General features: G+C 45.7%; 19 protein-coding genes and 1 riboswitch. Of the genes, 8 read left to right on the top strand and 11 right to left on the bottom strand.

Annotation, left to right across the window (positions count from 1 at the left end; genetic code table 11):
* Window positions 1-53 precede the first annotated feature (53 nt).
* The 4 genes from RH45_RS14550 to RH45_RS14535 all read right to left on the bottom strand — a co-directional run bounded on the left by RH45_RS14550 (window position 54) and on the right by RH45_RS14535 (window position 2,055).
* The gene (locus RH45_RS14550) at window positions 54-818 is read right to left on the bottom strand and encodes a helix-turn-helix domain-containing protein (RefSeq protein ID WP_008078407.1); all 765 of its coding nucleotides are present in this window, start codon (window positions 816-818) and stop codon (window positions 54-56) included.
* Window positions 819-1,099: 281 nt separating this feature from the next.
* Window positions 1,100-1,342, bottom strand: coding sequence for a hypothetical protein (locus tag RH45_RS14545; RefSeq protein ID WP_008078405.1), 243 nt, complete (start codon window positions 1,340-1,342; stop codon window positions 1,100-1,102).
* Between the two features lie 42 nt (window positions 1,343-1,384).
* Window positions 1,385-1,600, bottom strand: a complete 216-nt coding sequence (locus RH45_RS14540; protein ID WP_008078401.1) for a DUF3820 family protein — start codon at window positions 1,598-1,600, stop codon at window positions 1,385-1,387.
* Window positions 1,601-1,701: 101 nt separating this feature from the next.
* Entirely contained in the window at window positions 1,702-2,055 is a 354-nt protein-coding gene (locus RH45_RS14535) for a helix-turn-helix domain-containing protein (protein ID WP_008078399.1), read from the bottom strand.
* A 325-nt stretch (window positions 2,056-2,380) separates the two neighbouring features.
* Window positions 2,381-2,467: riboswitch (cyclic di-GMP riboswitch) on the top strand.
* 69 nt (window positions 2,468-2,536) lie between these two features.
* Here RH45_RS14535 and gbpA point away from each other — a divergent pair.
* The gene (gene gbpA, locus RH45_RS14530) at window positions 2,537-4,000 is read left to right on the top strand and encodes an N-acetylglucosamine-binding protein GbpA (protein ID WP_008078398.1); all 1,464 of its coding nucleotides are present in this window, start codon (window positions 2,537-2,539) and stop codon (window positions 3,998-4,000) included.
* A gap of 31 nt (window positions 4,001-4,031) precedes the next feature.
* On the opposite strand, the gene RH45_RS14525 is transcribed toward gbpA, so the two are convergent.
* On the bottom strand, window positions 4,032-4,511 hold the full coding sequence (locus tag RH45_RS14525) for a hypothetical protein (RefSeq protein ID WP_039958725.1): 480 nt from the start codon (window positions 4,509-4,511) through the stop codon (window positions 4,032-4,034).
* The gene (locus tag RH45_RS14520; protein WP_039958723.1) at window positions 4,502-5,335 is read right to left on the bottom strand and encodes a winged helix-turn-helix domain-containing protein; all 834 of its coding nucleotides are present in this window, start codon (window positions 5,333-5,335) and stop codon (window positions 4,502-4,504) included. The genes RH45_RS14525 and RH45_RS14520 overlap by 10 nt, the downstream gene beginning before the upstream one ends.
* Before the next feature lie 342 nt (window positions 5,336-5,677).
* On the opposite strand from RH45_RS14520, the gene RH45_RS14515 reads away from it, so the two are divergent.
* Entirely contained in the window at window positions 5,678-6,292 is a 615-nt protein-coding gene (locus RH45_RS14515; RefSeq protein ID WP_008078395.1) for a porin family protein, read from the top strand.
* Between the two features lie 48 nt (window positions 6,293-6,340).
* Here the strand turns inward: RH45_RS14515 and RH45_RS14510 are convergent, their stop codons facing one another.
* Window positions 6,341-7,498, bottom strand: coding sequence for a D-alanyl-D-alanine carboxypeptidase family protein (locus RH45_RS14510; RefSeq protein WP_008078394.1), 1,158 nt, complete (start codon window positions 7,496-7,498; stop codon window positions 6,341-6,343).
* A gap of 189 nt (window positions 7,499-7,687) precedes the next feature.
* Window positions 7,688-8,044 (bottom strand): hypothetical protein, encoded by a 357-nt coding sequence (locus RH45_RS14505; protein WP_008078393.1) that lies wholly within the window; start codon window positions 8,042-8,044, stop codon window positions 7,688-7,690.
* Window positions 8,045-8,511: 467 nt separating this feature from the next.
* Between RH45_RS14505 and RH45_RS14500 the strand changes: the two genes are divergently transcribed.
* A complete protein-coding gene (locus RH45_RS14500) occupies window positions 8,512-9,675 on the top strand; it encodes a threonine/serine exporter family protein (RefSeq protein WP_008078392.1) in 1,164 nt (387 codons plus the stop codon).
* Between the two features lie 89 nt (window positions 9,676-9,764).
* On the opposite strand, the gene RH45_RS14495 is transcribed toward RH45_RS14500, so the two are convergent.
* Complete coding sequence (locus tag RH45_RS14495) at window positions 9,765-10,343, bottom strand: class I SAM-dependent DNA methyltransferase (RefSeq protein ID WP_008078391.1); 579 nt, start codon at window positions 10,341-10,343, stop codon at window positions 9,765-9,767.
* Window positions 10,344-10,488: 145 nt separating this feature from the next.
* Here RH45_RS14495 and RH45_RS14490 point away from each other — a divergent pair, with 145 nt between their 5' ends.
* On the top strand, window positions 10,489-11,367 hold the full coding sequence (locus tag RH45_RS14490) for a LysR family transcriptional regulator (RefSeq protein ID WP_008078390.1): 879 nt from the start codon (window positions 10,489-10,491) through the stop codon (window positions 11,365-11,367).
* A gap of 218 nt (window positions 11,368-11,585) precedes the next feature.
* A complete protein-coding gene (locus tag RH45_RS14485) occupies window positions 11,586-12,479 on the top strand; it encodes a cation diffusion facilitator family transporter (protein WP_008078388.1) in 894 nt (297 codons plus the stop codon).
* Between the two features lie 28 nt (window positions 12,480-12,507).
* On the opposite strand, the gene RH45_RS14480 is transcribed toward RH45_RS14485, so the two are convergent.
* Window positions 12,508-12,957: a GNAT family N-acetyltransferase gene (locus RH45_RS14480; protein ID WP_008078386.1), complete on the bottom strand. Its 450-nt coding sequence runs from the start codon at window positions 12,955-12,957 to the stop codon at window positions 12,508-12,510.
* A gap of 220 nt (window positions 12,958-13,177) precedes the next feature.
* Here RH45_RS14480 and RH45_RS14475 point away from each other — a divergent pair, with 220 nt between their 5' ends.
* The 3 genes from RH45_RS14475 (at window position 13,178) to RH45_RS14465 (ending at window position 16,168) form a co-directional block, all read left to right on the top strand.
* Complete coding sequence (locus RH45_RS14475) at window positions 13,178-13,852, top strand: response regulator transcription factor (RefSeq protein WP_008078384.1); 675 nt, start codon at window positions 13,178-13,180, stop codon at window positions 13,850-13,852.
* Window positions 13,836-15,122 carry a sensor histidine kinase gene (locus RH45_RS14470; protein ID WP_008078382.1) on the top strand — a complete coding sequence of 429 codons (1,287 nt, stop codon included), beginning with the start codon at window positions 13,836-13,838 and terminating at the stop codon, window positions 15,120-15,122. Before RH45_RS14475 ends, RH45_RS14470 begins: the two co-directional genes overlap by 17 nt.
* 107 nt (window positions 15,123-15,229) lie before the next feature.
* A complete protein-coding gene (locus tag RH45_RS14465; RefSeq protein WP_008078381.1) occupies window positions 15,230-16,168 on the top strand; it encodes a universal stress protein in 939 nt (312 codons plus the stop codon).
* Between the two features lie 51 nt (window positions 16,169-16,219).
* On the opposite strand, the gene nagE is transcribed toward RH45_RS14465, so the two are convergent.
* The gene (gene nagE, locus RH45_RS14460) at window positions 16,220-17,698 is read right to left on the bottom strand and encodes an N-acetylglucosamine-specific PTS transporter subunit IIBC (RefSeq protein ID WP_039958720.1); all 1,479 of its coding nucleotides are present in this window, start codon (window positions 17,696-17,698) and stop codon (window positions 16,220-16,222) included.
* Window positions 17,699-17,707 lie beyond the last annotated feature (9 nt).

Below are 17,707 nucleotides of genomic sequence, written 5' to 3'. Positions count from 1 at the left end.
AGGCATGCGACAAAGCTCAGCGAGCAAAGTAGCAAATAGTATTACCGTTGGTGCTATTGGGCGCGACTTTTATCCGTGTCGTCCCCTAATTCGAATTCATCGAACAACGGGAAACTCCAACGGCGCATGGCAATCACCATAGAGGTACCATGCCGTTCTTCCATCGATAGCTCGCTGTCGCTGTTGCACGATTCATAGAACTCTCTCACTAGGCGCTGTATACGCTGTTGGAACTTATAGTTGGTCGGTAAAGACATCAGCCCGGTCGACATCACCAGTTTTTCGTCATTGTTGGAAAAGTGCGTATGGAAGAAGGTGTTTATCACCTGTTGTTGGAAGAATTGCTGAATAGGCCCTCCTGCAATCCACGAAAACGAGGAGGATATCTTGAGTTTGATACGATTACCCGGCATCAACTCAATCACTTTGATGCGATCGAGGTGCGCCAGTTTTTGAATCAACTGAGGCTCACTCAGATTGTATTGGCCTAGGATCTGCTCAAAACGATAACCATTGGTGATACAAACAGCGACCAGCAGCAACACCTTATCTGCCACTAACTGTTTTTCCTGCTCCCAAGTCAATGAAGAAAGGTTCTGGCTCTCTTCTTCGGCAAGCTTAAACAGTGCTGTCATTTCCAGATTGATCAAGTTACACACAGCCGATAAACGCTCAAGGCTCATGCTGCCACCGTTTGAGAAAAGTCGCTTCACCGAACCTTCACTCAAATCCAGCGCTTTAGCAACATCTTGATAATTCACCCCATGTGATTTTAACTGCTGCTTCAGCGTCTGAATGACCTGCGCGCACTCTGACATTCGTCTCTCCTTGATAAACCCGTTTACTTTAAGCGCAAACCGATAAGTAGTACTTAAATCACCATGTTTTCGATTGGCGGAGCCACACTTTTGGACATACTGCTACGCTATCGTGAGTAATAATACCAAAGGTTTGCAACCTCACACCTAACGCTTGTATTTGTGGCAGGTTTGATACGATATTTCAACCGCTAATTAGATGTAAAAAGAGCCAGCCTTAACGGTCTGACTCTTTTGAATAGGCGCTTTATTAGGAGAGTTTTACAGACTCCGCTTGCTGATTAGTTGGGCTGAAGACCACTCTTTTTCGCGAACGTTTGCATTGCTTCGGCAAACGTTGTGGTTTTGCCTTTCGCTTGAACTTGCACGACCTTATAGCCCATCTTTTCTAACGCTTGGCGCTCAGCTAATACAGCCTTATCATCTTGTTGGCTACCTTGAGCTGGCTGATGGATATAACATCCCTCGAGTTGGCCATCTTCGACCAGTTGGTGATGTCGCAGTGCTTCGATATCAAAATTCATAGTCAGTCTTTTAATTTAAAAATGATGAGCTTATGTTTTAGGTTACATTCTTTTTAAAGGCTTAACCACGCTGTCTAACCCTTCAATTTTCAGAGCAAGGCACAGTTTCAATAACTCGCCCAACTCTCCTTCTGGGAAACCTTTTTTATCAAACCACAGTAAATACTCTTCAGGTAGGTCAATGAGCGCTCTGCCCGCATATTTGCCAAATGGCATCTGCATTCTTGCCAGCTTCAACAGATTTTCTTTTTCTAACATATTGGGATTCAATGATGGTACTGATAGTCGGTAGAGTACCATCTAAGCATCCCGACAAGTAGTGCTCTTCACTCGGTTAGGTAATTTCAGTTTAGCGTTGTTTATTCGGGGTTCACCGTATGTGCGTACTCGACGATAACTTGATTGCCTTCGATATAGGCGTTTTGAATCTCGCCATCAACGCTCATCGAAGTTTTCAAATATACCACCTTTGGCCCAGTTTCATTGTGCTGTTTAAGTGATGGGAAGGTGTGCTTGGGTTCCAGTTGCAATAAGCGGCAAAAGTGACTGACGAACGACATCGTCATTGGTCGCTCACCTCTCAGCACTTGAGAAAAGGTCAGCTGATTCATACCAAGCTTTTTTGCAAATTCCATCTGCGTTAGACGCATCTTTGATTTCTGTGACATCCAAGTTTGATAAAGTGCGTCGCGATCTTGTTCGGTGAATTCCATGGTGATTCCTTTGTATATCTTGCTGTAATGAATTGTCGGTAGTTTCATACAGCGCGATGTCAGCCCAAAGTTAACGCTCATCAAAGGTTTGGTTTGCCCTACTCAACAAAACGCCTAATGCCAACGGGATTATCAATCCACAAAGCATCACTAGAACAAATGTATTTTTTAGGATATACATTAGATATCAATATGTTATTCATCTCATGATTGCAAATTTATCAAGTTGATTGGTCGCTTAAATTTGAAATCGAGAATATGCTTCCACAAACCCATTTCATTCGTCGCTTTTCTTAAATTATTTAACTACATTTCGTTTGCTCATATGCACTTCTGGCAAACTATCTGAAAAGATAGGACGCAAAGCCACCGGTCTGTCGACAATTTTGTCTATGATAGCGGGGCCGCCGCTCTAACCCGATATAGAGCGTCATGCCGGGGTGTCATCGATAGTTGTCAGCCAAAGGATCAAAGACAAATGATGAATAACCTCCCTAAGAAATCACTCATAGCTGCTGCACTGTTTAGCATTAGCTCACTCAGCTACGGACACGGCTATGTCTCCGCATACGAGAATGGTGTCGCAGAAGGCCGCGCCGCGTTATGTAAGTTCCCAACTAGCGACACCAATGAGAAAAACACTCAATGCGGCGCTATTCAGTACGAGCCGCAAAGTGTAGAAGGCCCTGATGGCTTTCCATCTTCCGGCCCGCGCGATGGAAAAATTGCCAGTGCGGAAACGTCATTGGCCGCGGCCCTGGATGAACAAACAGCAGACCGCTGGGTGAAACGCCCAATTCAGTCAGGCTCGCAGTACTTTGAGTGGACGTTTACAGCAAATCACGTGACAAAAGACTGGAAGTACTACATTACCAAGCCAGATTGGAACCCCAATTTACCCCTTGCTCGAGACTCGTTTGACCTAACCCCTTTTTGTACGGTAGACGGCAATATGGTTCAGCCTCCTAAGCGAGTCAGTCACTTATGTAATGTACCAGAGCGTGAAGGCTACCAAGTTATTCTAGCCGTTTGGGATGTGGGTGATACTGCGGCTTCTTTCTACAATGTCATTGACGTAAAATTCGATGGCGATGGCGCTGTCATTCCTGATTGGAGTCAGGGGGGGCAAATTAACCCAACGATGGACCTGAATGTGGGTGATAAAGTGTTTACTCGCGTATTCGACCATCAAGGCGAGAATCATCAATACAGAACCGAGTATGTGATCACCACAGAGCAACAGGGCTTCGCAAATCAGTGGTCACACGCTCTAGCGAGCAAAATTAACCAAGAGCAAAGTTCAATTCAAGCGGGTGAGTTTGATGGTGAAGAGACCTTCTCGCCTGTATATGGTTCAAACCCTGTTTACCTCAAGGCCAACTCCGGTTTACAGCGTGTTGAAATTGGCTATGAAATCGAGACTCCGATTCCCGATGTCGAGCTTACAGTCAGCGGTCTAAACAGCGAATATGTGATTGGCAACGACGCCACTCGTTTAGATTTGCTTCTCGAAGCAGTAGGCGATCTCAATGCAGAGCTAACGGTCTATAACCATCACAGGGAAGCACTAGCAAGTCATGCTGCAACGATGAAGGATGGCGATGTTGAGCCAGTGGCACTGACATTAAGCAAATCCGAGCCTGGGCACCATATGTTGGTGGTTGTCAGCAAAGATTCGCAAGGCAACCTGCTTGATCAAGTCACAATGGACTTCCACCTCGTTGACGAACAAACACCGCCGCCCGCTGGAGATTACGACTTTATCTTCCCTGAAGGGTTAGAAAGCTACACAGAAGGCACTAAAGTGCTCGCAACCGACGGTGCCGTATACCAATGTAAGGCCTTCCCTTACTCTGGTTACTGTGTTCAGTGGTCACCATCGGCCAACCAATATGAGCCGGGGGTTGGTTCTCACTGGCAATCGGCTTGGACAAAGCTAGATTAATAACCAAATGAGGGCGCCCTTGCGCCCTCACTTATATTTGGTGGCATGCAATGTTTAAGTCTTCAGCGCCCTTGGGGTTAAAGAAGAAAAGCTTATCTCCATCGACATAAAAGCCTAAGTCTAATTCAAAATCCGCCAAGCTATTTTTGTCTCTCACAAACACGGGGGATGATTTGGGGATCAAATTCCAATCAACCGTCATGAACTTCTGCTCGATCCGTTGCCCAACAATCTTGTTGCGTGCACTCAGTACCAACTCGAAAGGCTCTACAAGCCCGGACTTGTGGTTCAACACGCCCGATTGGTAGTACAAGACACTGCCATTGGTTGGAAAGTACATGGTTGTGAGCTCTTCAATACTTGAATAACCTTGATACGCCTTCGAAGTAAAACTCGCCTTGGTTGATGAACAATGCCATCGGGTACCACTCAGGTCGAAGTCCGCAAACTGCCAATGATAAAGACCAAACCCACACGCAACCGCGGCCAGCAGAGTGAACATCAATCGCATTTGACCTCCGGGTTATTCAGCGAACGAACAACATTGCTAGCGATGTGAGTTGGTTCAACATCAAAATAGCGGTACATGTGATTGCGTTTGCCCTGTTGCTGCTGGAGCCACACCGTCATTGCAACCGTATTAGACCTGTACAATGAAGGATAAAATCGAATATACACATCAACTCCGCAAGTAGAGGGAACAAGTGGAGCTAGGGCTTGTTTAAGCTCTCCAATGCGAACAAAGTCTCCTCCCTCATCATGCACATAGTAATCGGTATCACCGTTACTAAAACGTTGATAGTTTTTCATTTTCACATAGGAAGGTTTTTCAACAAACGGCTCGAGTGCTACCAGAGCAAACACCGTCAACCCCATTACTACAGTAAATAAGCACAGCAAAGAGCACGATTGAATCGATTTACATTTCCAACTGAATCTTGGAGCACGTTTTGGCTTTTCCTCCACCACAGCAACTGGTTTGGCAATGTCTGACTTGGTCGCTTGAGATTGTGCTAGCCATTCGATTTCGATCGAATCCGCATTGATAAAGTAGCCAACTTTGCTGATTGTGGTGATTTCTGCGCCCACCGCTTTAAGTGACAAAAAATTTCGGCGCAATCCAGAGATAACATTGGTTAACGCTTGGTCTGTCACTACCATCCCTTGCCAGCAATGAGCAAACAGTTCCTCGCGAGAAACTGGCTCATCTCTCTGCAGTAGCAGTAGTAGAACTTCGTAAGGCAACGGCCTTAGAATGATTTTATTTCCGCTCTGATTGCGTAACGTCCGTGTTGCACACTCTAAAGTTAAATTCGAGAACTGAATCGCTTTCATTAGATTAATAAATTTGTTTAGAAGGCAACTTTTTTAGCTCTTACTAATTGAGCAAAAAGTGAAGAAAACCTTGTAGGAGGTTTCTGAGTGCAAATTTTAAAAACGCACAGTCTACCTAGATGTTTTTATAAATCAAGATGAGGCAGATTGTGATGAAACAAAAATAAATCCTTTTAAAACATAACCCTATAACTCAGGCATTAAAAACCTAAAAACTCATCTCAATATTGAGACGAATATAAATGTGAATTTTATTTGTTTTCCATTTAGTCATGAACTGACAAAGACCGTAAAGTCCGCCACCTCAATTCTTCGTACACAATGTAAATGAGAAAACACAACATGAAAAAAGCACTTCTGCTTACTGCAATCCTTTCTAGCTTCGCTTCTGTCGCTTCTGCACAAGATTTTGGCGGTTTTTACTTAGGCGCTGGTCTAGGTACAACAGACTTCGACGACGGTGGCCTTATTGATGACGCTAACGATTACACTAACAACGCGGCGCGTTTATCAACAGATTCAGACGGCACAACGCTAAAACTGATCGCGGGTTACCAAATCAACCGTATTGTAGGTATCGAAGCTCAGTACACTAAATACGGTGATACCGATGTGAAAGCTCTAGGCACTAAGCTAGGCACTCTTAAGCACGACAGCTTTGCGATTTCTGCGAATCTAGGTTACACATTCGACAACGGTCTACGTCCATTCGGTACTATCGGTCTTGGCTCAATTAGCTACGAAGAGAAAGGTACTGGCGAAGCACAAGGTTTTGACTTTGATGATAACGGTGGTGCACTGCGCGCTGGCCTAGGTTTGGAGTACGCACCAGCGTCATTCAATGGTTTCGCGATTCGCGCAGGCTACGAAGCTGATTTTTACGTAATGGAAGTGGGTATTGAAGACTACAGCCAGTCTGTAGGTTCGTTCTACATCGGCTCTACTTACAAGTTCTAATAAAAGCGGGCCTATCAATTGGCCCGCTTTTTTATTTTTCTAACTCATTTAAAACCAGCTCGCGATTGTACGCTTGATCCAGTCCATAAGACGCTTGAAGATGCTTCCCTCTTCCACCTCTTCTAATGCGACCAAATCATTACGCGCCAACTCCTCTCCATCGACGGTGTACACCACGCTGCCCACAATTGCCCCTTTGGCAATTGGTGCTGTTAAGTCGCCATTAGTTTCAATTTCGGCTTTAAGCTTGTCAGAGTCTCCTTTGCTCAGTGTCAGATAACTGTTCGTTGCAATCCCGACTGGAAGACTATCCTGCTGGCCCATCCACACTTTTACTTCACTAAGTGTCTCTCCCGCTTCGGCTGGTGCAATGGTATCAAAAAAGCGAAAACCGTAACTCAGTAGCTGTTTGCTTTCTGATTCGCGACTCTTCGTACTGCTGGAGCCCATCACCACACTGATCAATCGCATATTTCCGTTGGTGGCGGAGGTCGCTAAACTGTACCCCGCCCCGCTGGTGTAACCGGTTTTCATTCCATCGACGTGTAGGCTGCGATCGCGCAACAAACCGTTGCGGTTGTATTGTGTGATGCCGTTATAAGTGAACGCGCGCTCACTATACAAGGGATAAATGGTCGGTAAGTCACGAATAATCGCTTGGCTCAGTGTCGCAATATCACGTGGGGTTGAATAAAGCGCATCACTGTCCAAGCCGTGAGGATTAGAAAACGCACTATTCTCTAAACCGAGCTTGGCCGCCCAACTGTTCATCAAACTGACAAAAGCACCTTCACTGCCAGCAACATGTTCGGCGATGGCCACACTGGCATCGTTACCAGACTGAACAATCAAGCCACGGTATAAATCACTCAAGGCGACTTGTGTCCCCACCTCAATAAACATTTTCGAGGAGTCGGGGAAGTTTTTTGCCCAAGCGCGCTCACTGATCGTCACTTGATCGTCTAGGCCAATATTACCATTGGCGACTTCTTGCCCTGCGACGTAGGCGGTCATGAGTTTAGTTAAGCTGGCCGGATTTAATTGAGAGTCGGCGTTTTTCTCAACCAGCACCGCACCCGTGTGGTAATCCATTAAGATATAGCCTTTCGCACCAATGACTGGGGGATCAGGCACTATGGTGGGAGCAGCAAAGCCAGCAAAAGAAACAGACGTCAGTAACGTAACAGCAAAAAACGGTTTTCTCATAGTTGTACTCAAGACCCTAATTAGTGTGGGAACCCTTTGAGTATAAACAACCTTTTTCAACTGACACTGGCTTTGTAATTAATCGTTACTTTTAAGCACGATTTCTCGCAATTATTGAGAATTTGCCCCAAATCTGCCGACAAAAAAGCCAACGCATTGGCGTTGGCTTATGTCTGTTAAAAGCATGAGTTAAGCGGGTTGCTGAGCCATCTGCTTCGTCACCGCTTTGTCTTTCACTTTGAACCATAGATAGCTCGCCACAATAGAAAAGAACAGGTATGACAAGGCAAACACAAACGGTGATGTAATCAAACCTTGGCTAAAGCCCCAGCTCACTCCGGCAATAGTGACCGCAATTTTCGCCATCAAGCCGCAAATAAGTAGTAGCAATGCAAGTTGCGGGAATCGGCTGCTGCGAAAAGCAAACCAGTAACATGCGCCGACAGCCATCGTTGAAATGTAAAGACCTAATAAGAATGAATGAAGGTGCTCCGCAGATGCAACACCCGCTGTAATAGAGATAACGAACAAAATAAATAATTTCATATGCGCCTCGATTTCTAAATATAGAAAAAGCTTCCTTTCATTTTTGCAAACTCATTTTGCACATATTTTCGCCCTTTTATAGAAAAGATCAAGGGGGCAAGTTGTATCTTTTTTGTACAAAAACATCGCCCCTTCCAAATGTAAAAACATTGTTAAGATCTTATTTTTAAAGACCTCTTGTAAACTGGTAAACATTCGGGAATTTGAAAAAATCCCTTTTTAAATGTTACACATCGATAACAACTGAAATATTTTGAAACTTTCTAATTTTGTGACCAAATCAGAGATAAATCTTGGATAAAACAGCTCAATTAACACTTTGCACATTAAGATTTCATAAATCGTCATCATTCAATGTTAAAGGTAAGAATTTAGTGTGAGCTTAGCCACTGTTCACTAAAGACTGGCTCGAATCAAAGGGTGGCCTCTGTTACCTTTGCGGCAAAATTTTTTACGTACTACATACCATGCCTTCAGAGTACAGAATTCGAAAGATCGTTGAGATAGGAGATACTCTCCATCGCTGTGGCTGTGCACCTTATAAACTGGAAAAATACACTCAGTTCTACGCGCGCAAACACGGTGTTGACGTCATGATCCAGGCGACACCCACCACGGTGAATTATCAGTTCCCCGACGACAATAACGCCGTCGTCATGAAGCGCCACCAGCCAGCATCAATCAACTTAAGTTTGTTGGCCAACACCATCATTCGCATCAACCAACCCAGTCAAGAACCTGTCCCTGAACCAACGGGCTACCCTAAATGGGTCATCGCTTTAGCAAACATGGGGATTCCGCCCGCGTATCTCATGCTGGTCGGCTCCACACTTGATGCTATCTATATCTCTGTATTTCTCGGCTTTCTGGTTTGGGGAGCGCAACAAGTCTGCCGTGCTCGCCGTTCAATTGCGGTCGAATTTATTGCCGCTTTACTGACTGGGGTTTTGGTCGCCTTCTTTGCAAGTACCGGGGCTGAGATACCCGTGTGGGCACTGTGTATCGCCGCTATTGTCTTATTCGTCCCCGGATTATCGATTGCCAACTCGTTGGAATGTTTGGCGTTTAATGACTTGGTCTCGGGCACCAGTTTGCTTGGTCAAAGTGCACTCACATTGATCAAACTCTTTGTTGGTATCGTTATGGGGCTGAACATTGGAGAATCGATTTGGGGACAGGCAGAGCCACTAAGCTACACCAACGAAGTCCCCATATGGCTACATATCTTCGGCTTGTTTCTAATTTCCATTTCGCTCGGTATTATCTTTAACGCTCGACCGAAAGACATTTTGCTGGGCTTACCTGTCGCCATGCTCGGTATGTGGGGGCCATTTTACCTAGGCTTTGAAAGTGGCTGGGTGGTCGGTACTTGGATTACAACCGTGTTGATTACCTTATATGGAACTTGGGTGGCGAAGAAAATGGACCTAACTGGCTCTATCTATATCGTCCAAGGCATCATCATATTGGTTCCAGGAAGTCGAGTTCTGGTCAGCGCCAGTCAATCGGTTTTTGAACAGTCGATTCTGCCTATTCCTAGTATTGGGTTGTCTGCGCTGTTTATGTTCTCAGCGATCGTAGCAGGGCAAATCACCGCCTACTCTATCTATTCACCAAAGATAGAACGCTAATTAATAGCGCGGAGTAAACAAGCCCTCCTAAAACACAAAAGCGGCTCACACTGGAAGCCGCTTTATTGATTTAATGCACCACTAAAAACTTACTTAGTCGCAACCGCCATCAATACCGTTTGCTTTCCTGCTGGAGTATCAATGTCGAATGGCGTGGTAACCGTAACGTCTTCAAATCCAACACTGGTCAATACTTGATGGACATGGGCTTGAGTCATTCCGCCGATTTCATCCTGGTCAGACAGCCAATCCCAGTGGACAAAACATCCGCCTTTGTCGAGTAGGCTGTAAACAATGTCTGCAACATCTGAGTAGTTAGGAAGAAAGCTACATACAGAAGAGGCTAACACGGCATCGAACTGGTCACGGAAGGCCGGGTGCATAGCAACAAGGCCACGACTCAAAATATCAACCACAGGCTCAACATTAGCCAGTTCTTTTTTGTCCATTTGCTCAATCATCGCTTCAGAGCTGTCTAATGCGACAATTTCCTTTGCTGCTGGTGACAATTTCTGGCTCAGCAACCCTGTGCCACAACCAAAGTCGAGCAAACGAGCTCCTTGTAAATCAATGATACCTTGCAGTGACTCAAACGCTTTGGTGGCATAGACACCTGTCGATTTTTCATTGTCCCAATCTGCTGCGACATCATCCCAACTAGTAGCCATCATGATCTCCCTATAACTTCATTCATTTGGCGTCTTCCAAGAGTATCAAAACTGCATGAAATTCCTAGCGTTTCAAAGCGGAAAACGGACAATCTGCGATTATTGTTATACTATCTGGCAAAAGATGTAGCATAACGACCAATCTATGAACTTGTCTCAAATCGAAGCATTTTGCTCTGTCGCCGATACTGGCTCGGTATCTGAAGCGGCACGCCAACTGGAATGCAACCGAACCAAGCTAAGTATGGCCATTAAAGCACTGGAAAAAGAGTTAGACATTGAGCTATTTGTTCGTAGTGGCAACCACCTGACTTTATCTGAAGCGGGTAAAGCCATCTATAAAGACAGCCAAAACCTACTCGTAACAGCCGCTAGAATTCGCCAAACCTGTGCCCAAGTTTCTGGTGACTTCAACGCCGAAGTGTGGATTGCTCGCGATGATTCATTACCGGATGAAATGTGGCACGAATTATCACATAAGCTGAATAATCGATTCCCCGCCACTGCATTTAATATTGTCCTCGCGTCAAGCGGTGATCTTGCTAACTTAGTCGCTACCCAACAAGTGGATTTCGCCTTTGGTGTGGATTACGAGCGCATCGATGATCCACACATCACTTATCAACCTCTAGGCAAAATTCGCATGATGTCTGTGTGCAGTGCCGATCATCCCCTAGCTAAATTACGCCGTGTATCGGATGACGAACTGCGTAACGCCAACCAAGCAGTGATGGTTTATTTAAACGAGAAAGACAATCCCGAGCTGCAGCCATTTTCTCTACGTCATATTGGTTTCTCAAGCTTTGATTACATGCTCAACACCATTTTGGAAGAAGAAGCCTGGGGCGTACTACCCGAGCCTCTGATTCGACACCTTCTTAGAAAACAAAAACTTGCTGTGATTAAGCACACCTATGGTTTGACGCAAGAAGATTACTGTATGTTCACCGCTGCGGGTATGGCAGAGCACCCGGGAATGTCATGGTTGGCCGATAAACTCAATGAATATCTGTTCGATTTTTAACCTCCAAAACTCTTAAAATTCACGCAATATTACATACTCCTGACGGTAAACATCACTGAGCGTCAACAATCCTGACAGCAATATTCGCTATTAAGCTATTGTTTACATTGACAATGTTTAATTTTCAAACTTTCCCGCTGTGTTTGTAAGCAGAAGGTGTTTGTCAATTCGATCGGTTTTGAGAAGACTATAAGTGTGTTTCCCATCGAGATTACGGTATGTGTGCTAGGACAAGCTTAAACGAAAAACGAATTCTGACTTTCTCAGCCCTTTTAGCGTCTGGCTTTGCGGGTGGCGGTCTGATTCTTGGTTTGCTTGTTGGCTCACTGGTTATCGTTTTTGACGGTGTTTATTCTTTAGTCAGCTTACTGTTAACTTTATTGTCGCTGGCGGTTTCTCGCTATATTGAGCGCCCATCTAAAACTGAATTTCCCTTCGGTAAAGCGATTCTTGAACCCGTAGTGATTGCGATAAAAGGCAGCGTTATCCTTCTGGTGGTCAGCTATTCGCTCTACTCGGCAGTACAAGCCATGTTTTCTGGCGGGCGAGAAGTAGACGCCTCTATTGCAACACTCTTTGGTGTGGTCAACGTCATCGGTTGTGGTTACGGCTGGTGGTACATCGCAAACAAATCAAAGCGTTTTTCATCAGGCCTTATTGAAGCCGAAGCAACACAATGGCAAATGGATACCTTACTCAGCGTTGCGGTTACACTTGGTTTTATCGCGGCTTGGTTAGTTTCAATTTCCCCTTATGCTGAGTATGCAGTGTACGCAGACCCTATGATGATGATCTTAATGTCTTTCTACTTCATCAAAGTACCGTTCGATATGCTCAAAGAGGCAATGCGAGAACTGCTTATGATGAAGCCAAGCGATGAGATCGTAACGGCCGTTGACCAAGAAGTCTCTGCGCTTGATAAACAAGTTAGCCAGCAATTGCAGGTAGCTGGTGTCACCAAAGTGGGCCGAGAGCTACGCGTTAACTTAGAAGTGCATGCAAAAGGTAAGCAGGTCCATGTAGCGGAATTGGAGAAAACGCGTCGCATCCTGAAAGACAAGTTATCCAAACTGTCGCTAGACCTGAATTTGACCATGAATATTGCCAATTAAAGAAAAGCCGCCTAGAGCGGCTTTTTTACTATTGGGCCGAAAATGTCCGCTTCATCGACACAAAATGGTCCTCGCGCTCCACAATTTGGTAGCCCAAGTCTTGATACAACGCAATGGCGCGCGTATTGCCGATAAAACTCGACAAGGTTAATGCCGTGCGTTTCTCATCAATCACCTTCTGATGCAGTTGCTTCATCACTTTCCTACCAATACCCAGCCCTTGATGCTCAGCCTGTATTACCAATAAGTGGAGATGAATTGCGTTGTCATATGGCTTAAAACAGACTACACCGACTTTTTCTCCATCGCGTAAAATCCAATGAAACCAAGAGAATTCATACTCATTTTTTAACCTTTCACGTTGAAACTCATCATTCCAACCGAACACAGGTTTAACATGGGCATACAACCCTTGTTTTACGCAGTCGAAAAGTAACTCGAATTCTTGAAGCCTTACAGAAACCCACTCCAGCGTCATACTCACTCCTTTGAATTCGTTGAAGATTAACAAATCTTAATGTTTCACAAATGCTCGCTGAATGACAGAGGGAAGATAATCAAAGCCTCTAATATCTAAAGATTTTTCGGCTTACCCCCTAGGTCGTCATGGCTCGCATTAGTCACGCGAGCCTTCTTTTTATCCATCCCACTTATGCGTGAATGAGATATGATAAGAGGCGCACAAACAAGGAGTCACTGTGAAACTACTGATCATCGAAGACGACAGCACAACGCGTGAGTTTATCGCCAAAGGCTTACAACAGCATGGGTACACCGTAGACCAAGCAGAAGACGGCAATAGCGGACTTATGATGGCCTTAAGTGGCGAATATGATCTGGTGATTCTCGACCGTATGCTGCCTTATCTAGATGGCATGAAAATCTTGTCGGCAATCAAGGCCACTATTGAGCAATTGCCTGTTTTGATTCTCAGCGCCATGGACAGCGTCGAAGATCGCGTCGACGGTCTGCAAGCTGGTAGTGATGACTACTTGATCAAGCCTTTCGCTCTGGCCGAACTTATCGCGCGAGTCGATATCATAATTAATCGCACTCAACGCCAAGGCCGCCCACAAACGTCACTCAGTTACGACTGCTTAACGGTGGATTTACGGGCGCATAAAGTCACCTGCCACGATATAGAGCTACAACTTCAGCCTAAAGAATTTCAGTTAATTCAGCACTTTGTTGAGCACCATGAACAAGTCGTTTCCAGAATGCGCTTGTTTGAAAGCATCTGGAGTTACCACTTTGACCCTAAAACCAATGTGATCGATGTTCACGTGGCAAACCTTCGACGCAAACTAGAAGAGGCGGGCTGTCAAAATCTGCTTCATACCGTGAGAGGGGCGGGTTATGTCCTTCGTCGATGATTACACGCTTACCCGCTCTTCCGTTTTTAAAACGCTGGTCGGTTTATTTGTCGTCATTGCGGTCATCAACATTATGGTCGTGCGTCAAGTATACCTCGATTCAGATACCTTCCATCGTCAGCAGCTCACCAAACAGCTCAATGATGAGATTATGGAGTTCAGCTATTTGGCTCAGCAAAGCCGTCAAGAAGTCGAAAAGTTACTCTTGGTAAAGCAAACTTCCAACACACCTTTCTATTATCGATTGATTGAGCATATCGACTCTCCCTTTGCCACTCAATACTACCCGATCAGTACTCTGCCCAACGACAAAACCAATATTTCGCTCAGCGACAACGTCAAACTGGAAATCGGTGTCAATCCACAAGTCGTTGAAGCTTATCGTAAATCGTTAATACCTATCGTGCTCTCTAGCATCGTGCTGCCCATCGCCGTGATGCTGGTCGCCGCATTGTTTTTTACTGTGTTGATTCTGCGTCGACTTGAAAACGTGAATCGAGCCATGAATCGAGTGCTTTGTGGTGAGCGCAATGTCAAACTGGCTGTTTCAGCCCAAGATGACGAGTTCGATATTCTCGCCATTCACCTCAACTATATGATTGAACAAATGGCGAAAAATGAGCAAACACTAAAGTCACTCACCGTTGGCATGGCGCACGATATGCGTACGCCAATGGCCCGGCTAAAATTAAGGCTTGAAGATATGCTCTCGTGCGACGAACTCACAGACAAACAGCACGCGCAATTTTCCGCATGCCACGACGAACTTGAGCTCATTCTCTCGTTATTTAATAGCATGCTAGAAATAGCCAAAATTAATAGCGGTCAAACCAGCCTAAACTCGGAGCAAGTCAATTTAACCAAACTAAGCCAAGATGCGATTGAGTTCATTTCGCCACTGGCTGAACAAAAGGCTCTCTCATTGCTCTTTCGCCAAGATGGTCCTTGCCATGTCCAAGGCGATCCATCACTACTGTTTAGAGCGCTCTTCAATTTGGTCGAAAATGCGGTTAAGTACACCCCAGACAACGGGCATATAGAGGTCGTCGTTGATCCTCTTGGTGTTGTCGTTGCCGACAGCGGTATCGGTATCGCTGATGAGGATAAGCCGCATGTGTGCCGCCCAATGTACCGAGCAGACAAAAGCCGAAGTGAGCATGGCAATGGCCTTGGTTTATCTTTAGTCGATGCCGTGATACATCGTCATGGAGGTCGGCTAATCTTCAAAGATAACCAGCCGGGACTTCGAGCCAGACTCTATTTTGGTTAATCCAAATCAACAAAGCGGCATATTTTCCACAAATTTTGTAAGGATTCCTATATTGAGTGGAAATTTCCCCTTCTTGCATTAAGACTTTAATCAACAAGGAGGTGGATATGCCAAAGTTCAAAAAGATCCTTTTCTTAAGTCAGGGAACGTCGGACACCCGAGAATCTCTCGGACAATCAATACGGCTGGCTTGGAGTAATAAGGCTTCACTCACTGGTTTACTTGTCTGCCCTCGCTTGCCCGATGACATGCGAAACTATGAAGTTCAGTATGAACAATGGCTACTGGAGACGTTACAAACCAGCATCGAAGAAAGCCTCGGCGAGCATAATATGACAGAGGAAGACATGACCTTCCCCATTAAGCTCTTGGCGGCCGACAAACCTGCAGTCCAGGCCATCAAATACGTTCTTGATAAGCAGATCGATTTAGTAGTGAAAGACGCCGAAGGTTACCAATCCAAAACGCGTGGCTTGCGTGCCGTCGATATGAACCTGCTGCGTAAGTGCCCTTGCCCCGTTTGGTTAAACCGCCCCTCTGAAAAACCGCGTATCAAACAGCGAGTCGCCGTAGCCGTCAACCCCAATGCGACAACCGATGAAGAACGTATTCTGTCTATCCGCTTACTCCAACTGGCACGTAGCATTGCCGATAGCTGTGACAGCCGGCTGCACGTGGTCTCTTGCTGGGAGTACCAACTTGAACATTACCTCAAAGATCATGTTTGGATTCGAGTCTCTGAGCAAGAGCTCGAGCAACAAATCGAGCACGCCAAGCAGCAGCATATTGAAGCCTTGCAAAGCCTCATTCACGAGTCGACGATTGAAGGGGACATCGTTTTACATCACCTCCATGGCACAGCCGATGAAGAGATCCCAAACTGCGTCGATGAAAATGAAATCGATGTGCTAGTGATGGGGACGTTAGCAAGAACAGGTATCCCCGGTGTTGTGATTGGCAATACTGCCGAGAACATTTTGCAAAGCGTTGGTTGCTCTTTGGTGGCATTAAAACCTGAGAGTTTCCACTCCCCCATTGAAGAATGATCAACAAAGCCGAGCAATCGACTCGGCTTTGCTGTTTCAGTCAGTGTCTGATTAACTCGACGTGGCTGTTTGTGGCTCAGCGCTTGTCGGACCAAGTTCTTTCATGGCTTGGGCAATCTCTTCGGCTTCTGTCCCAACGATAACTTGCAGGTTGTTGTTACCCATTTTGACCACACCAAGTGCACCAATCGATTTGAGCGCCGCTTCATCTACAATCGACGTATCGTTCAGCGTTAAACGTAATCGCGTAATGCACGAATCTATAGAGATGAAGTTACTATGACCGCCTAGCAACTTTACATACTGCGCTGCTTTCTCGTGGCTCCCCACTAAGGTGCCCTGCTCGGCTTGCGCATCTTCTCTGCCCGGTGTTTTGAGGTCAAATTTCAAGATAGCGAAACGGAACACAAAGTAATAAATCGCGCCAAAACACAAGCCTTGTAGGATCAACATATACGGCTTGTTTGCCAGCGGTAAGTTGAACGACAACACAAAGTCAATCAAACCGCCGCTGAAGGTGAACCCTGCAATCCACTGCATACTCGCGGCAATATATAGTGACAGCGCCGCCAGCAAAGCATGAATGACATACAAAACGGGAGCCACAAACATAAACGCGAATTCAATGGGTTCAGTGACCCCAGTTAAAATCGCAGTCAGCGCGGAAGCGCCAAGAATACCACCGACCTTTTTCTTGTTCTCAGGCTTAGCACAGTGGTACATCGCAAGACATGCAGCAGGGAGACCGTAACCCATAAACGGGAAGAAACCGCCTTGATAGATACCCGTCACACCCAATTCACCTGTGCCCGACCAGAATTTGCTGATGTCATTAATACCCACTAAGTCAAAGATAAACACTTGGTTCAATGCATGATGCAGACCGATTGGGATCAACAAACGGTTAAAGAAACCATATAGACCTGCACCAGTGGCACCAAGCTCTGAAATCGCGATACCGAAATCCACCAAAGCACCATAAACGACAGGCCACACGTAAACCATGACTAGACTGATTGAGATCGCCGCAAGAGAGGTAATAATAGGAACAAAGCGGCGACCACCGAAGAAACCAAGTGCTGCGGGTAACTTGATGTTATGAAAGCGATTATAGAGCGCCGCTGCCACTATCCCCATCATGATCCCGGTGAAGGCACTGACCGCAGCTTTTGAGGCAATAATTTCTGAGCTCGACATTTGCTCAACGGGCACCCCCGTTATTTGGGAGATCACCGCGACATTACCCACGATCATTTCAATGATCAGTAACCCTAGTAGCCCCGACAGCGCGGCGGCACCGTTATTGTCTTTGGCTAAACCATAAGCGACGCCGACGGCAAAAAGCCAAGCCTGATTATCCATAATGCCCTTGCCACCATTGACTAAAATACTGGCAATCGCATTGTTCGCTCCCCACCCTGCTGGGTCTATGGCATAACCTAAACCCAGCATTAAGCCACCAGCAGGAAGCACGGCGATAGGCACCATCAGCGCCTTACCGATTTTTTGTAGATATCCTAATATGTTCACCTTTTGTCC

It is taken from the genome of Vibrio sinaloensis DSM 21326 (assembly GCF_000189275.1).
Taxonomy (GTDB): Bacteria; Pseudomonadota; Gammaproteobacteria; order Enterobacterales; family Vibrionaceae; genus Vibrio; species Vibrio sinaloensis.
The sequence above is the reverse complement of the archived record's forward strand: the minus strand, read 5'-3'. Positions and strand labels throughout refer to the sequence as shown.

Bases quoted from the DNA above. Each gene is read 5' to 3' on its own strand.
- gbpA (WP_008078398.1), top strand. From the start codon at position 2,537: ATGAATAACCTCCCTAAGAAATCACTCATAGCTGCTGCACTGTTTAGC.
- RH45_RS14540 (WP_008078401.1), bottom strand. From the start codon at position 1,600: ATGTTAGAAAAAGAAAATCTGTTGAAGCTGGCAAGAATGCAGATGCCA.
- RH45_RS14525 (WP_039958725.1), bottom strand. From the start codon at position 4,511: ATGCGATTGATGTTCACTCTGCTGGCCGCGGTTGCGTGTGGGTTTGGT.
- RH45_RS14520 (WP_039958723.1), bottom strand. From the start codon at position 5,335: ATGAAAGCGATTCAGTTCTCGAATTTAACTTTAGAGTGTGCAACACGG.
- RH45_RS14510 (WP_008078394.1), bottom strand. From the start codon at position 7,498: ATGAGAAAACCGTTTTTTGCTGTTACGTTACTGACGTCTGTTTCTTTT.
- RH45_RS14515 (WP_008078395.1), top strand. From the start codon at position 5,678: ATGAAAAAAGCACTTCTGCTTACTGCAATCCTTTCTAGCTTCGCTTCT.
- RH45_RS14545 (WP_008078405.1), bottom strand. From the start codon at position 1,342: ATGAATTTTGATATCGAAGCACTGCGACATCACCAACTGGTCGAAGAT.
- RH45_RS14490 (WP_008078390.1), top strand. From the start codon at position 10,489: ATGAACTTGTCTCAAATCGAAGCATTTTGCTCTGTCGCCGATACTGGC.
- RH45_RS14495 (WP_008078391.1), bottom strand. From the start codon at position 10,343: ATGGCTACTAGTTGGGATGATGTCGCAGCAGATTGGGACAATGAAAAA.
- RH45_RS14480 (WP_008078386.1), bottom strand. From the start codon at position 12,957: ATGACGCTGGAGTGGGTTTCTGTAAGGCTTCAAGAATTCGAGTTACTT.
- RH45_RS14470 (WP_008078382.1), top strand. From the start codon at position 13,836: ATGTCCTTCGTCGATGATTACACGCTTACCCGCTCTTCCGTTTTTAAA.
- RH45_RS14465 (WP_008078381.1), top strand. From the start codon at position 15,230: ATGCCAAAGTTCAAAAAGATCCTTTTCTTAAGTCAGGGAACGTCGGAC.
- RH45_RS14485 (WP_008078388.1), top strand. From the start codon at position 11,586: ATGTGTGCTAGGACAAGCTTAAACGAAAAACGAATTCTGACTTTCTCA.
- RH45_RS14535 (WP_008078399.1), bottom strand. From the start codon at position 2,055: ATGGAATTCACCGAACAAGATCGCGACGCACTTTATCAAACTTGGATG.
- RH45_RS14500 (WP_008078392.1), top strand. From the start codon at position 8,512: ATGCCTTCAGAGTACAGAATTCGAAAGATCGTTGAGATAGGAGATACT.
- RH45_RS14550 (WP_008078407.1), bottom strand. From the start codon at position 818: ATGTCAGAGTGCGCGCAGGTCATTCAGACGCTGAAGCAGCAGTTAAAA.
- RH45_RS14505 (WP_008078393.1), bottom strand. From the start codon at position 8,044: ATGAAATTATTTATTTTGTTCGTTATCTCTATTACAGCGGGTGTTGCA.